At 73.2% G+C, this 14,867-nt stretch carries 10 protein-coding genes and 1 tRNA gene; 7 read left to right on the forward strand and 4 right to left on the reverse strand.

The genetic code is table 11. The features are described from left to right. Positions 1-2: 2 nt before the first annotated feature. Together BM076_RS24245 and BM076_RS24250 are read right to left on the reverse strand one after the other, a co-directional pair. Positions 3-1,229, reverse strand: a complete 1,227-nt coding sequence (locus BM076_RS24245) for a lactonase family protein (RefSeq protein WP_245796286.1) — start codon at positions 1,227-1,229, stop codon at positions 3-5. Positions 1,230-1,500: 271 nt separating this feature from the next. Then, positions 1,501-1,573: transfer RNA gene (locus BM076_RS24250), tRNA-Arg, on the reverse strand. Positions 1,574-1,911: 338 nt separating this feature from the next. Between BM076_RS24250 and BM076_RS24255 the strand changes: the two genes are divergently transcribed. The 7 genes from BM076_RS24255 (at position 1,912) to BM076_RS24285 (ending at position 10,881) form a co-directional block, all read left to right on the forward strand. Then, positions 1,912-3,561 (forward strand): dynamin family protein, encoded by a 1,650-nt coding sequence (locus tag BM076_RS24255; RefSeq protein WP_093715917.1) that lies wholly within the window; start codon positions 1,912-1,914, stop codon positions 3,559-3,561. 152 nt (positions 3,562-3,713) lie between these two features. Continuing rightward, a complete protein-coding gene (locus BM076_RS24260) occupies positions 3,714-5,603 on the forward strand; it encodes a GTPase (protein ID WP_245796308.1) in 1,890 nt (629 codons plus the stop codon). A gap of 187 nt (positions 5,604-5,790) precedes the next feature. Next, on the forward strand, positions 5,791-6,252 hold the full coding sequence (locus tag BM076_RS24265) for a single-stranded DNA-binding protein (RefSeq protein WP_093715814.1): 462 nt from the start codon (positions 5,791-5,793) through the stop codon (positions 6,250-6,252). Between the two features lie 248 nt (positions 6,253-6,500). Beyond that, complete coding sequence (locus BM076_RS24270; RefSeq protein ID WP_093715815.1) at positions 6,501-7,937, forward strand: LAETG motif-containing sortase-dependent surface protein; 1,437 nt, start codon at positions 6,501-6,503, stop codon at positions 7,935-7,937. A gap of 156 nt (positions 7,938-8,093) precedes the next feature. Further along, positions 8,094-9,758: an energy-dependent translational throttle protein EttA gene (gene ettA, locus BM076_RS24275; RefSeq protein WP_093715816.1), complete on the forward strand. Its 1,665-nt coding sequence runs from the start codon at positions 8,094-8,096 to the stop codon at positions 9,756-9,758. After that, a complete protein-coding gene (locus BM076_RS24280) occupies positions 9,758-10,204 on the forward strand; it encodes an acyl-CoA thioesterase (RefSeq protein ID WP_093715817.1) in 447 nt (148 codons plus the stop codon). The genes ettA and BM076_RS24280 overlap by 1 nt, the downstream gene beginning before the upstream one ends. Further along, positions 10,201-10,881, forward strand: a complete 681-nt coding sequence (locus BM076_RS24285; RefSeq protein ID WP_093715818.1) for a hypothetical protein — start codon at positions 10,201-10,203, stop codon at positions 10,879-10,881. The genes BM076_RS24280 and BM076_RS24285 overlap by 4 nt, the downstream gene beginning before the upstream one ends. 111 nt (positions 10,882-10,992) lie before the next feature. On the opposite strand, the gene BM076_RS24290 is transcribed toward BM076_RS24285, so the two are convergent. Together BM076_RS24290 and BM076_RS24295 are read right to left on the reverse strand one after the other, a co-directional pair. Further along, on the reverse strand, positions 10,993-12,045 hold the full coding sequence (locus BM076_RS24290) for an ABC transporter ATP-binding protein (protein WP_093715819.1): 1,053 nt from the start codon (positions 12,043-12,045) through the stop codon (positions 10,993-10,995). Continuing rightward, positions 12,042-14,867, reverse strand: a complete 2,826-nt coding sequence (locus tag BM076_RS24295; RefSeq protein ID WP_093715820.1) for an FtsX-like permease family protein — start codon at positions 14,865-14,867, stop codon at positions 12,042-12,044. The genes BM076_RS24290 and BM076_RS24295 overlap by 4 nt, the downstream gene beginning before the upstream one ends.

Here is a 14,867-nt window from a genome sequence, read left to right on the forward strand (position 1 = left end):
GGTCAGCCGGCCGCGATGCCCTCGCCGCCGAGGGCGCCCGGCACGGTGACCGAGCCGATCGGGGTCAGCGAACCGTCGCGCCCGACGCGGAATTCGTCCACGACACCGGCCGCGCCCGTCTGCGCGTACAGATAGCGACCGTCGGAGGAGACGGCGGCGTCGACCGTACCGCCGTCGGTCGCGGTGGCGCCGAGCGCCCTCAGGGCGCCGTGGCGGTCCACCGTGTAGCCGGAGAGGCTGCCGCTGCCCGCGTTGGAGGCGTAGAGCCGGTCGCCGGCGCCGACGATCCAGCAGGTCGCGGCCTGGCCGGTAGCGACGGGCCGGCCGACCTGCGTCAGCCTGCCGTCGCGCGCCAGGGCGAAGGTGGCGACGGCGTTCGGCCCGGCCTCGGTGACCTGGAGCCGGCCCGCCGGGTCGAAGGTGAAGCCGAACGGCACCGCGTCGGGCGTCGCGGTCACCACCGGCCGCGACGCGGGCCCGCCGAACGGTCCGACCGGGAACACCTCGATGCTGTTGCCGCCCGCCTTGGTGGTGACCACCAGCTTCGTACCGTCCGGCGTGAAGGAGATCTGCCCGGGGGTGTGCGTGAACTGCGGGGCGGCGGACGGGTCGAGACCCAGGCCGCGGTGCCAGGACGGCACCCGCACCAGACGGTCGCCGATCCGCAGGAAGCCCTGGATCGAGCCGCCGTCCAGCGCGTTGAGGACGTAGACCGCGTTGCCGTGCACCGCGACACCCACCGGGAAGTCGCCGCCGGAGGAGATCACCTGGACCCGCTCCAGCCGGTCGCCGCGCACGGCGAAGACGGTGACGGTGTCGCTGCCGGCGTTGACGGCGTAGAGCAGGCCGTGCCGCGCGTCGAGCACCAGGGAGCCCTGCGAGGCGAGATGGTCCACCACCGAGCCGTCCAGCACCCCGCCCTTGCCCCCGGTTCCGTAGACCCCGGCCCGGCTCAGCGTGCCGTCCGCCGCGCGGTGGTAGGCGACGACGGTGTTGGCGGCGGGGTTGTCGCTCTGGACGAAGACGGGCGCGGCGCTGTGGATATGAGCGGTTTCGGCCGGTGCGGCCGGTGCGTGCGAGGCGGCCGTGGCCGCGGGAGCCGTGACGAGCGCGGTGGCGACGCCGAGCGCGCCCAGGGCGCCGATCGCGCCGAATGCGCGCAGGGCATGCATACGGCCGCGGGTGGGGCGTGTGGGATGGGTGGGGCGGCGGTCGCGGGAGACAGGCATGGTCGTACTCCTCGTGCGGAGAGGCGGCGATGGTGCCCGGGCATGCCGCGGCGACGGCCAAATCCCCTACTGGTCAAGGGAGTTCGCGGCTGCCGCGCATTGCCGGGCGTGCCTTCGACGCTAATCGCCCGCCCGGTCGGCCAATCGGGCATTCGCCCCAAGTCGCCCGGCCGTCCGGGGTCCGTAAGAAGTGTCCTGGTGCGCCGACGGGATTCGGCCATATCTGCCGGAGCGCGTCGGCGGCGATGATCATGTGACGGTTCGTCAGGTGTGCCCCCGGCAGGACTCGAACCTGCGGCCAAGCGCTTAGAAGGCGCCTGCTCTATCCACTGAGCTACGGGGGCCGGACGCTGGCCGCGGCTGTCTCCGCCCCTGGGTGCTTCCGTGACCTAGTACCGAGGTCAAGGATAGGGCGCCACATACCTGCTGCCGGTTGCTTCACCCGCGTGCCACGTTGTGGAGGTTCGGTGAAGCGGTCCGATAATCGCAGGCATGTGCAGAACGTGCATCGCTTTTGACGCGTCGGATCGCTGCTGTTGTGCACTCGTTATGCCCGTGGCTCATTCTGCCCCCTTCCCGCGAGCCGCCGCCGTTTGCGCGCGATGCGGGCCGAATGGGGCGATTCATACGAAATGCGCTTCAAAAATGCTCCAATATGGGGCATTCTGCCCTTGTGGTGATCTTGGACGTACGGCCCGAGCTGCTCGACGCGCTGTCCGCGCTGCGTGACCGCGTCGACGCCGCACGCTTCCCCCTGCCGCTGCGCGGCGCCGCTCGCGCCCGCCGCACCCGGCAGGAGCTGCTCACCCAGCTCGACGACTACCTCGTACCCCGCCTCAAGGCGCCGGAAGCGCCGCTGCTCGCCGTCGTCGGCGGCTCGACGGGCGCGGGCAAGTCGACCCTGGTCAACTCCCTGGTCGGCCGCCGGGTCAGCGAATCCGGGGTGCTGCGCCCCACCACCCGTACGCCGGTGCTGGTCTGCCACCCCGAGGACCGCGCCTGGTTCGCCGACCCCCGGGTGCTGCCGGAATTCGCCCGCGCCTGGGCGGTACGGCAACGGGTCCGCGCGAACAGCGACGGCACCGGCGGGGCCCGCGACCAGCGGGACCAGCGGGACGACGGGGGCGCCGCCGGGCCCGCCCAACTGCGGCTGGAGACCGATGACAGCCTGCCCCGCGGCCTCGCGCTCCTGGACGCCCCCGACATCGACTCCCTCGTCACCCGCAACCGGGAACTCGCCGCCGAGCTGATCTGCGCCGCGGACATCTGGATCCTGGTCACCACCGCCTCCCGCTACGCCGACGCGCTGCCCTGGCACCTGCTGCGGACCGCCAAGGAGTACGACGTCACGCTCGCCACCGTCCTGGACCGGGTCCCGCACCAGATCGCCGACGAGGTCGGCCGGCACTACGCGGCGCTGCTCGCCAAGGCAGGACTGGGCGACGTCCCCCGCTTCACCGTGCCCGAACTGCCCGAGTCCGCGGGCGGCGGCGGGCTGCTGCCGCAGACCGCGGTGGCCGCGCTGCGCGACTGGCTCGCGCACTGCGCGCTCGACCCCGCCGCCCGCCAGCAGGCCGCCCACCGCACCGCGGCCGGCGTCCTGGACTCGCTGCGCACCCGGCTGCCCTCCCTCGCCTCCGCCTCCGCCGCCCAGCACGCCGCCGCCGTCCGGCTGGCCCGCGGCGCCGAGGACGCCTACGAACAGGCCGCCGAGCGGATCGAGGACGCGATCGGCGCGGGCGTACCGCTGGCCGGCGAGGCCCTCGCCCACTGGCAGGGCTACCCCGCCTGCGGCCCCGACGCCCTCCAGCACGCCCTCGCCGAGGAATTCGCCGCCCTGCTGCGCACCGAGACCGACGCCGCCGACGAACGCGTCGTGGCCGCCTGGAGCCGGTCCCGCGCGGGCGCCGCGCTGCTCGACGACCCCGCCGCCCGCCCCGACCGCGACCGCGTCGCCGTCGCGGCCCGGATCGACAAGGGCGTGCGCCGCTGGCGGCGCGGCCTGACCGACCTCGCCTACGCGCAGGCCCGCGCCGCCCGCGACGCCGACCGGCCGCCGGTCGACCCCGAGGACGTGGCCGCGCTGCTGGCCACCGCGCTGCTCGGCGGCAGGCGCGGCAGCGCGGCCGGCGAACGGCTCGCCGAGACCGTCGGGGTGCAGGCCGCGCTGCGGCTGCGGGACACCGCGCGGGACCGGCTGGACGACGCCGTCGCCGGGCTGCTCGACGCCGAGCGGGACCGGCGGCTGACCCCGGTCGACGGCTACGACGTGACCGCCGGGCAGCAGTCGGCACTGATCGCGGCGCTGTCCGTACTCCAGAGGGAAAGGTGACCAAAGTGGCCACGACGACCGGCACTTCGGCACGATCCGCCGCGCCAGGGCAGGCAGGGCAGGCAGGGACGGCAGGGGGTGCGCCGGGCGCCGGGAACGGCTTTCCGGGGCAGGGCGGCCCGGGCGCCGGCACCGTACGTGGCGGCGGCGCGGTGCGGGGGAGCGGCACCGACGCGCTCTCCGTACGGGTCGACGCGCTGGGGGAGCTGCTGGGCCTGTCCCGGACGCGGATCAGCCCGGACGCCCTCGCCGAGACCGGTGAACTGCTGGAACGCATCGGCGAACGGCGCCGGCTGTCGCTCGACCACACCGTGGTGGCGCTCGCCGGGGCGACCGGCAGCGGAAAGTCGACGCTGTTCAACGCGCTGGCCGGGGCCGAACTCTCCAGGACCGGCGTCCGGCGGCCGACCACCGCGCGGCCCATCGCCTGCGCCTGGCAGCCGGAGCGGGCCGCGGGACTGCTCGACCGGCTCGGCATCGCGCCGCAGGACCGTTTCGCCCGGCGCGGCACGGCTCTTCCGGGGGAGCGGGGGCCGGACCTGGACCGCGGTCTTGACGCGGACCGGGGCTTTGACGCTGACCGGGGCTTTGACCCGGACCGGGCGTACGGGGAGGACGGCGTCGAGGGCGGGCCCGCGGACGCTTCGGGCGCCGACGCCGCCTCGGCCTCCGTCGGCGCGGGCGCGGCTTCGGGCGGCGTGGCCGTGGACGGCGCGGCTGACCTGGACGGGCTGGTGCTGATCGACCTGCCCGACCACGACTCCGCCGCGACGAGCCACCGCGACCACGTGGACCGGCTGCTGGGCCTGGTGGACGTCGTGGTGTGGGTGCTCGACCCGGAGAAGTACGCCGACGCGGCCCTGCACGAGCGCTATCTGCGCCCGCTGTCCGGGCACGCCGACGTCACCGTCCTCGTGCTCAACCAGATCGACCGGCTGCCCGGCGACTCCGCCGACCTCGTCCTGGACGACCTGCGGCGGCTGCTGGACGAGGACGGCCTCGCGGTCGGCGAGCACGGCGAGGACGGCGCCGTGGTGCTCTCCGCCTCCGCGCTCACCGGCGAGGGCATCGCCGACCTGCGCGCCGTCCTGGCCCAGCTCGTCGCCGACCGCGCGGCGGCCGGACTGCGGCTCGCGGCCGACATGGACCGTACGGCGAGCAGGCTGCACCCGCTGTACGTCGGCGAGGGCGGCGCCGGGCTGACGGACGCGGCGCGCGAGGAATTCGTGGACCGGCTCGCCGACGCGGTGGGCGCGGCCGGCGCGGGACAGGCCGCCGAGCGCGACTGGGCCGCCGCCGCCGAGGAGGCGTGCGGTACGCCGTGGGGCCGGCTCTTCGGCGACCGGGCCGCGACGGGCGCGGGATCACCCGGACGAGCGAACCGTACGGGCGGTGCGGTGTTGCCGGGTGCCGCCCGGACGCCGGACGGCACAGGTGCGCCGCGACCGCGCCCGTCCGCCTCGCTGTCGGCGCCGTCCGCGTCGCGGCCGGTGGTGGACGAGGCGGTGCGCGGCGTGGTGGCCGACGCCGGACGCGGGCTGCCCGCCCCCTGGGCGCAGGCGGTGCGTGACGCGGCGCGGCGCGGCGGTGACGGGCTGCCCGAGGCGCTGGACGGCGCGGCGGCCCGGACCGTACCGGGACCGCCCGAGCGGCCCCGCTGGTGGTCGGCGGCGGGCGGCGCTCAGTGGCTGCTGATGGCCCTTGCCGTGGCGGGCGCGGTGTGTCTGATCTCGGTCGCGATGGGGTCGCTCGACCTGACCTGGTGGCTGCCGGTCGTGATGATCGCGATCGGCGGGCTCGGCGGGCCCGCGCTCGCCGGCGCCTGCCGGATCGCGGCCCGCGGTCCCGCCCGGCGCTACGGCCAGGCCGCCGAGCGGCGGCTGCGGGACGCGGCGGCGGACTGCGGGCGGGCCAGGGTCCTCGAACCGCTGGCCGCCGAGCTGATGCGATACCGCGAGGTGCGCGAGCAGTACGCCGTCGTCGCCGGGGCGGGTGCCGGTGTACCGGGCCGCTCCTCGCACACCGCGCTTTCTCCCCGCTAGGTCTTTTCGGTCACTTTTCCTCCTTCTCACGACCCTTTGTACCGCACCATCCTCACGGGTGACGGAGTTATCCACAACCGGCCGGTTATCCACAGAATCCGGCCGGTTTCTCCATGGGCGGTCGAATTCCCCGAGGATGGTCTTACGGCGTTCCGCGGGGGACGCGACCGACAGGGAGGGCAGAGCGATGAACGAGACAGTGGTGACCGTGGTGGGGAATGTGGCCACCGAGCCGGAGTTCCAGCAGACCGCCACCGGCGTGGGCGTCACACGATTCCGGCTCGCGACCACCGCGCGCCGCTGGGACGCCGAGCGCGGCGCGTGGACGGACGGCGCCACGAGCTTCTACACGGTGCGCGCGTGGCGGACTCTGGCAGGTCATGTGAAGGAGTCGGTCGGACTCGGCGAACCCCTGGTCGTTCAGGGCAGGTTGAGGATCTGCGAGGAGGATCATGACGGACGGCGCTTCGTGACCGCCGACCTCGACGCCGTGGCCCTCGGACACGATCTCTCGCGCGGCGTCGCCCGGTTCAGCCGTACGAGCGCGGCGCTGCCCGCCGCGACGGCCGCCGCCGCGACGGGAGTTGCGGCCCCCGGCCGGGCGGAGGCGGCGACTCCGGAGCCGGCCGTCCCCGCGGCGCCGTTCTGAGAATCCGAAGTATCCGTATTCGGCAGCATTTCCGTGGATGAGTTCTGTCGCTGACTTATCGACAAACACAGAAACATGCCAGTGTTCGGATAACGATTGGGATTCGAAAGCGGCCTGCGCCGAATATGCCGATGGCCGTGTGGCGCGTGGTTCCTAGGATCTCCTCGTTCAGCTTGCACGGGGGCCGGAACTGCGCAGGCGAGGCGATCCACTGAACGACCGACCCGCCTCGCCCGGAGGGGAATTCAATGTTCAAGACCTACAGGCGGAGCGCTGCCCGCCTCGCGGCGGCCGGTATCGCCACCGGCCTGCTCGCGGCGGGCGCGATAGCGGGCGCGGGCGCCGCTGTCGCCGCACCGACCGACGGTTCGCCGTCGGCGACGGGTGCGACCGCCAAGCTCGACGGCCTGGAGAGCGACAAGGCCGACCAGGCGGTCGTCAACCCCGGTACGCGGGACTCGTACAAGGTTGGCGCGGGACTGTTCAAGATGACCGTCGACGGCGGCGGCACCATCGAGACGTACTGCATCGACTTCCATCACCACACGGCGGACAACGCGACCTACAACGAGGTCGCGTGGGACAAGTCGACGCTTGCGGGCAATCCGAACGCGGGCAAGATCGCCTGGATCCTCAACAACTCGTACCCCAAGGTCGATGTCGCGAGCCTCACGAACACGCTGAAGGCGGCCGACGTCAAGCTCAAGGACGGGCTGACCCCGGGGCTTGCCGCGGCGGGTACGCAGGTGGCCATCTGGCACCTGTCCGACCCCGACGTGAAGGTGGAGGCGAAGAACCGCGACGCGAAGGCGCTCGCGGAGTACCTCGACAGCCACGCGCAGACCCTGGACGAGCCCAAGTCCTCGGTGACGCTCGACCCGCCCGCCGTCTCCGGCAAGTCCGGTGACCGCATCGGCCCGATCACCGTGCACTCCACCTCCGACGCGGTGGACGTCAAGCTCGGTGACGGCGTCCCGGCCGGCGTGAAGATCGTCGACAAGGACGGCAAGGCGATCACCGGCACCGTGAAGAACGGCACCGAGCTGTACTTCGACGTGCCGGCGGGCACCGCGGACGGCACCGCCAATGTGACCGTCTCGGCGACCACCGAGATATCCATCGGCCGCGCCTTCTCGTCGGTCGACGTCTCCAGCCAGTCGCAGATCCTGGCCGGCTCGCAGAGCACCACCGTCACCGCGGCCGCGACGCTGAGCTGGGCCAAGAAGGGCCCGATCCCGGCGCTGTCCGCCGAGGTCGTGTGCGCCAAGAACGGTGTGGACGTCACCGCCGCCAACCAGGGCGACGAGGACTTCACCTTCGAACTGGGCGGCAAGAGCTACACCATCGCGCCCGGCAAGTCGCAGACCGTGACGGTTCCGGTCCAGGAGGACCAGAAGTACAAGATCGACATCACCCTGCCCAACGGCCAGGTGAAGACCTTCGAGGGCGTCCTGGACTGCAAGACCGCGACGACCCCGTCGACCCCGACCCCGTCGGCCACGCCGACCCCCACGGGCAACGCGCCCAGCCCGGCCACCTCGGGCAGCACCACCGGCGGCACCGATCTCGCCGAGACCGGTAGCAGCAGCGCCACTCCGATGATCGCGGGCATCGCCGTCGCCCTCGTCGTCCTCGGCGGCGCCGCGGCCTTCTTCTTCCGCCGCAAGAAGAACACCACCGCATAGTCGGCACGCACGGCCCCACTGAACGGGCCTCGGCGCACCAGCGGTGCGCCGAGGCCCGTTCGCACGCACGGGTGGACGGCTGGCAAGATGGGGTGTATCTGCCCTCACGCGGCGGGTGCCGCACTGTGGCCCTACTCGATTGCCGGACGGTTTCTCTTGGCTGAGTTCATTTACACCATGCGCAAGGCCCGCAAGGCCCACGGCGACAAGGTGATCCTCGACGACGTGACGCTGAGCTTCCTGCCCGGGGCGAAGATCGGTGTCGTCGGGCCGAACGGCGCCGGCAAGTCGACCGTGCTGAAGATCATGGCGGGTCTTGAGCAGCCGTCGAACGGTGACGCCTTCCTGTCGCCCGGCTACTCGGTGGGGATGCTGCTCCAGGAGCCGCAGCTCGACGAGTCCAAGACCGTGCTGGAGAACGTGCAGGACGGCGCCGCGGACACCATGGCGAAGCTCAAGCGGTTCAACGAGATCGCCGAGCTGATGGCCACCGACTACTCCGACGCGCTGCTGGACGAGATGGGCAAGCTGCAGGAGCAGCTCGACCACGCCAATGGCTGGGACCTGGACGCGCAGCTGGAGCAGGCCATGGACGCGCTGGGCTGCCCGCCCGGCGACTGGCCGGTCACCACGCTGTCCGGCGGCGAGAAGCGCCGGGTCGCGCTCTGCAAGCTGCTGCTGGAGGCGCCCGACCTGCTGCTGCTCGACGAGCCCACCAACCACCTGGACGCCGAGTCGGTGAACTGGCTGGAGCAGCACCTGGCGCAGTACGCCGGCACCGTCGTCGCCGTCACCCACGACCGGTACTTCCTGGACAACGTGGCCCAGTGGATCCTGGAGCTGGACCGCGGCCGGGCGCACCCCTACGAGGGCAACTACTCCACCTACCTGGAGAAGAAGGCCGCCCGTCTGAAGGTGGAGGGGCAGAAGGACGCCAAGCGCGCCAAGCGCCTCAAGGAAGAGCTGGAGTGGGTCCGCTCCAACGCCAAGGGCCGTCAGGTGAAGTCCAAGGCCCGCCTGGCCCGTTACGAGGAGATGGCCGCCGAGGCCGACAAGGTGCGGAAGCTGGACTTCGAGGAGATCCAGATCCCGCCGGGCCCGCGGCTCGGCTCGATCGTCGTGGAGGTCAACAACCTCTCCAAGGCGTTCGGCGACAAGGTGCTGATCGACGACCTGTCCTTCACCCTCCCGCGCAACGGCATCGTCGGCGTCATCGGCCCCAACGGCGCCGGAAAGACCACGCTGTTCAAGATGATCCAGGGCCTGGAGACGCCCGACTCCGGCTCCATCAAGGTCGGCGAGACGGTCAAGATCTCCTACGTCGACCAGAGCCGCGCCAACATCGACCCCAAGAAGACGCTGTGGGCCGTCGTCTCCGACGAACTGGACTACATCAACGTCGGCCAGGTCGAGATGCCGTCGCGCGCGTACGTCTCGGCCTTCGGCTTCAAGGGCCCGGACCAGCAGAAGCCGGCCGGCGTGCTCTCCGGCGGCGAGCGCAACCGGCTCAACCTGGCGCTCACCCTCAAGGAGGGCGGCAATCTGCTGCTCCTCGACGAGCCGACCAACGACCTCGACGTCGAGACGCTGTCCTCGCTGGAGAACGCGCTGCTGGAGTTCCCCGGCGCGGCCGTGGTGATCTCCCACGACCGCTGGTTCCTGGACCGGGTGGCCACGCACATCCTCGCGTACGAGGGCGAGAGCCGCTGGTACTGGTTCGAGGGCAACTTCGAGTCGTACGAGAAGAACAAGGTCGAGCGGCTCGGCGCCGAGGCGGCCAGGCCGCACCGGGCCACCTACAAGAAGCTGACCCGCGGCTGATGGCACGGCACATCTTCCACTGCCCGCTGCGCTGGGCGGACATGGACGCCTTCGGCCACATCAACAACGTGGTCTTCCTGCGGTATCTGGAAGAGGCGCGGATCGACTTCATGTTCCGGCTGGCGCCGGGCGAGGGAAGCGTGTCGTTCACCGGCGGGTCCGTGGTGGCCCGGCACGAGATCGACTACCTGCGTCCGCTGGTGCACCGGCACGAGCCGGTCACCATCGAGACATGGGTCGCGGACATCAGCGCGGCGTCGCTGACCGTCCACTACGAGGTGAAGGACGGCGAGACGGTGTACGTACGGGCCTCCACGGTCGTCGTGCCCTACAACCTCGCCGCCGGCCGGCCGCGGCGGATCAGCGCGGAGGAGAAATCGTTCCTGCTGCGCTATCTGGACGACGCGGCCGATGACGCGGCCGACACCGGAGCCGTCACCGTATGACGGCCCCGGCGCGGTTGACGCTGGCGCGGACGGGGGAGGCGGCGGATCTGGCCGCCTTCCTCGGCCGGCTGATCCGCTGGGACAAGGCGGCGGCCGTACGGCTGCGGTCCGCCGAGGGCGAGGCCGCGCTCGGCGTGTTCGGGCACCCGCCCTTCGGGGGCGTGCTCGCGGTACGGACCGCCGCGCTCGCCGGGGACGGCGTGGGCGCGGCGGTGGACGCCACCGTTTCCGCCGGACAGCTTCTCGACGCCGCCGACGCGTGTGTCGTGGACGGCGGTGAACTGGCGCTGCCCGGGTCCGTCACCGGGCCGTCCTGGGCCGGGCTGCTGCCGCCGCGCGGCGGGTGGGTACGGGTGGCCGAGGCGGACATCGACGAGGTGCGGGCGGTGGCCGCCCGGGTGATCGGGGAGTTCCGGACGCGGACGGAGGCGCTGGGGGAGGGCGGGCGGACCCGGGTCGCGCTCGACGCCCTCGCGGAGGAGTTGTGGGGGCGGGTTCTGCCGGGGACTGCGTTGCCCTTGCGTGCGGTGCACGCTGCTCATGCGCTCGGCTTTCTCCGCGGGGAGGAGGCCGTACTCCTCGGCGCCGGGCCGTGGTTGCGGTTGCGCACCGCGGCGGGCTCGGTCGCCGTCCGGGCCGCCTCGCCCGCCGCGGGCCTGACCGTGACCCCGGCCTAGCGGCTGGGCTCCTTTCCCACCCGCCCCCTACCTTCGGCGGGGGGACCCCCAACCCGTGCGAGTAATTGTTCGGCTGCCGGCGCCGCCCGTACAGGACCCCGCCGTCGGCGGCTATTCGGCTTCCGGCGCTTCCCGCGCTTCCGGCCCTTCCTGCGCCTCGGCCGTCTCCGGGCGCGCCGGCTTGGGGCGGTCGGGCCAGACGCCGATGTGGTCGGGTTCGAGTTCGAGGAGGACGCGGGACTCGATGGCGAGCGCGTCGGTGTAGTCGCGGGGGAGCTGGAGGCGGCCGGCGCGGTCGACGGTGGCGTACTCGCGGGCCACCACGGACTCCTGGCCGTGCTCGTCGACCTCGGTGTGGCGGACGACCTCCGAGGCGGTGCGGCCGTCGCGGATGGCGACGGTACGGCGGACCGCGTTGGCGACCGCGTGGTCGTGGGTGACCACGACGACGGTGGTGCCCAGCTCCTCGTTGGCGGTGCGGAAGGACGCGAAGACCTGCTCGCCGGTGGCGGAGTCCAGCTCACCCGTGGGCTCGTCGGCGAGGATCACCGCGGGGTTGTTGGCGAGCGCCACGGCGATCGCCGCGCGCTGCTGCTCACCGCCGGACATCTGCCCCGGGTGCCGGTCGTGGCAGTAGCCGACGCCCAGCATCCCCAGCAGCTCCGTGGCCCGCGCCGCCCGCTGCCGCTTGGTGCGCAGACCCTCGGTGCGGCCGGACAGCTGCATCGGCAGCACGACGTTCTGCGCGGCCGTCAGATACGGCAGCAGATTGCGGGCGGTCTGCTGCCAGACGAAGCCGACGACGTCCCGCCGGTACCGCAGCCGCGACTTGGCGTCCATCGCCAGCAGGTCGTAACCCCCGACCGAGGCGGCGCCCGCGGTCGGCACGTCGAGCCCGGCGAGGATGTTGAGCAGCGTCGACTTGCCGCTGCCCGACGCCCCGACCAGGGCCATCAGTTCGCCCTTGCCGACGAGCAGGTCGAGACCCTGCAGGGCCTGCACCTCGACGCCGTCCGCGGTGAAGATCCGTACCAGCCGGTCGCAGCTGATCAGCGCGTCCTCGCCGTACGCGGGGCGCTCGCGCCGTTCGGTGACCGCGCGCTCCAGGTCCGCGAGACTGCTGACCGGAGCCCGGCCGCCGGTTTCGCCCACTGTGGTCGTCATACCCGGTCTCCCACTCTCAACTCCGTGCTCTCCCGCCGCCGTCCGCTCACCCACACCTGGATCAGCAGCACCGCACAGGCCAGTATCAGCAGTCCCACCGACGGCAGCGCCAGCGACCACGGATCGGCCCGCAGACCGAGGCCGAAGTCGACCGGCACGAGATTCTGCGGTCCGGTGCCGAAGGTCAGTGCCCGCAGGTCGACGCCCGGGCCGAGCAGCGGTATCACCGCCAGGCCCACCAGGACACCGCCGACGGCGGCGAGCAGCGCCTGCGGCAGCATCTCCAGCAGCACCAGCCGCCGCGACTGCCGCCGCGTCATGCCCATGGTGCGCAGCCGCGCCAGCAGCGTGGCCCGTTGCGGGGCCGCCTGGAGCAGCGACAGCAGCAGGGCGAGCGCGCTGTAGAGGGCGCCCGCGGCGACCGCCGCCAGATAGATCGAGCGTGCCCCGTGCTGCAACGGGGTGTCCGACAGCGCCGCCCGCTGCTCGTCGCGCAGCAGCACCGTCACGAAGGCCGTGCTCTCCCGGGCGACCTTGTGCAGCGCCGCGCCGTCGATGTGCGTGCCGGGCGCGTCCATCGCCAGCAGCACATTGGGGCCGGTGTACTGGCTGAAGGCGGCCATGTCGGGGTGCAGGGCGGCCAGTTGCTCCGAGGAGACGATCACGAAGTCGGTGCCGGGCGCGGCCGGCGTGGCCGACAGCACGGCCGCCCGGCGGATGTCCACCGAGCCCACCGCGGCCTGCACGCTCGCCGTGTCGTCGCCGAGCACCGCGGCCAGGTGCGGGGAGAGCACCGCGGGCAGCGGCTCCTTCGCCGCGGCCTTGCCGAACAGCCCGGCGGGGAAGGCCGGCAGCCCGATGGCGTGGGTCAGCCTCGCGTACGCGGCCGGGTCCACGATCACCAGCGAATACGGCAGGCCGAAGGGCGCCGCGGGGCTGTTGGGCTCCACCCGGGCGGTCACCACCTGCCCGACGCCCGGCACCTTCCTGACCTCGTCCGGCAGTTGCAGGGACAGCGAGAACCTGGCGTCGATCCGCGCGTCCGCGCCGACGGTGGCGGTCGCCGCCCGGTCCCTGCCGTGGTCGATCCCGGCCAGCACCGAGCCGCCGAAGGACGCCACGGTCAGCGACACCAGCAGGGCCAGCAGCGGCAGTTGGCTGGTGGCGGGGGAGCGGCCCGCGCGGGCCAGGCCCAGGTGGGTGACCGCGCCGGACAGCCGGGACGCGGGGCGGGCCAGCAGCCGCAGCGGCAGCGGATACACCCGCAGCAGCACCAGCGCCGCCGCGACCGCCACCAGCACCGGCGCCGCCGCCAGATACGGGTCGCTCCCGCTGTCCGTGCCGCGGTGCCGCAGCGCCACCACGGCGCCCACCACCAGTACGGTCACGGTCAGTTCGGTCACCAGCCTGCGCCGCGTCGGCCGGGCCGAGGCGACGTCCTCCCGGCCGGCCGGGCGCGGCCGCCGGGCCAGCACCGCGGCCCGCAGCGGCAGCGCGAGCGCGGCGACCGCCGTCACCAGGGCGCCGAGCAGCACGGACTGCCCGTACCGCTGGGTCGGCAGCACCAGCAGCGCCAGCACGGTGCCGAGCACTCCGCCGGGCAGGGCGGCGGCCGAGGTCTCGCCGAGCAGCCGCCGTACGATGCCGCGCAGCCCCGCGCCGCGCGAGCGCAGCAGCGCGATCTCGCCGCGCCGCCGCTCGGCGGCGAGACCGCCCGCCATCAGCAGCACCGCGAAGGCGGTGGTGCCGACCCCGACCGCCGCGATCAGCACCAGCGGCTGAGCGGCCTCGCGGTCGGCGTCGTAGCCCTGGAGGACGGTGCCGAGGCCGCCGGTGAGGTGGATGGTGTTGTCCGAGGCGTCCGACGTCAGCTGCACCGCGTCCGGGCCGCTGTCGAAGGAGGCCAGCTCCTTCAGCATCCCGGACACGTCGTGCGCGGTCAGGCCGTCGCCGATCAGCGGGTGGTGCCAGTACCGGTCGATGGTGGTGCCGAGCAGCGGCATCGAGTGCGCGGCGGCCCGGTCGACGAAGAGCGCGAAGTGCCAGTACGGCTTGGGGTCCTCGCCCGGCGGGGTGTTCGGCGTGGAGATCATCGGCGCCAGCAGGTCGGCGTCGTCGGTCCAGTACGGGCTGGCCGGGTCGAGCGGTGTGACGATACCGGTGATGCGGACGGTCAGCGGGATCGGGGAGCGGCTGTTCAGGTGCAGGGTGCGGCCGACCGCGAGGTGCAGGGTCTTCGCGGTCTTCTCGGTGACGACGGCCTCCACCGACTGCGGGGCCGGGGCGCCGGAGATGTCCGGCGCGTGGTGCGGCAGCCGTCCGGCGGCCAGCCGGGTGTGCTTGTCGAGCCCGGCCTGCGCGACCAGGCTTGCGGCGGGCAGGTGGGCGGAGAGCTTCGGCAGTCCGGGGTCGGGCACCGTGGCCTCCGCGGTGCGCACCCCGATCACGGCCCGGTCGCCCTTGCCGACCGTCAGCGGCGGGCGCACCAGCCGCTGGAAGATCCGCTCGACGTCGTCGATGACGTCCGGGCCGAGCGGGTCGACCGTGTCACCGGCGTTGGCGTCGAAGCCGCTGGCCAGGCTGACGTCCCGGTCGAGCGGCTTGGCGTGCCGGACGGCCTCGCGCAGCGCGTGGTCCTGGTAGCGGTCGACGGACCGGGGGAGCGCGGCGGCCAGGAAGGCGGTGGCCAGGACCAGCGCGGCCGTCGTGAGCGCGGCGGCAGGCGCCGACCGCAGCCGGACCCGTACCCAGGAGGTGTCCATCCGCGCCCCGGCGTCCGGGCCGGGGACCGGCGGCGTCACCGTCTCGTCGTCGTCCGGCAT

The sequence above is a fragment of the Actinacidiphila alni genome (assembly GCF_900112845.1).
Classification (GTDB): Bacteria; Actinomycetota; Actinomycetes; order Streptomycetales; family Streptomycetaceae; genus Actinacidiphila; species Actinacidiphila alni.

Excerpts from the sequence above, each read along its gene's own strand:
- BM076_RS24245 (WP_245796286.1), bottom strand. The coding sequence starts at position 1,229 with ATGCCTGTCTCCCGCGACCGCCGCCCCACCCATCCCACACGCCCCACC.
- BM076_RS24265 (WP_093715814.1), top strand. The coding sequence starts at position 5,791 with ATGAACGAGACAGTGGTGACCGTGGTGGGGAATGTGGCCACCGAGCCG.
- BM076_RS24270 (WP_093715815.1), top strand. The coding sequence starts at position 6,501 with ATGTTCAAGACCTACAGGCGGAGCGCTGCCCGCCTCGCGGCGGCCGGT.
- BM076_RS24280 (WP_093715817.1), top strand. The coding sequence starts at position 9,758 with ATGGCACGGCACATCTTCCACTGCCCGCTGCGCTGGGCGGACATGGAC.
- BM076_RS24285 (WP_093715818.1), top strand. The coding sequence starts at position 10,201 with ATGACGGCCCCGGCGCGGTTGACGCTGGCGCGGACGGGGGAGGCGGCG.
- BM076_RS24290 (WP_093715819.1), bottom strand. The coding sequence starts at position 12,045 with ATGACGACCACAGTGGGCGAAACCGGCGGCCGGGCTCCGGTCAGCAGT.
- BM076_RS24295 (WP_093715820.1), bottom strand. The coding sequence starts at position 14,867 with ATGCCGGACGACGACGAGACGGTGACGCCGCCGGTCCCCGGCCCGGAC.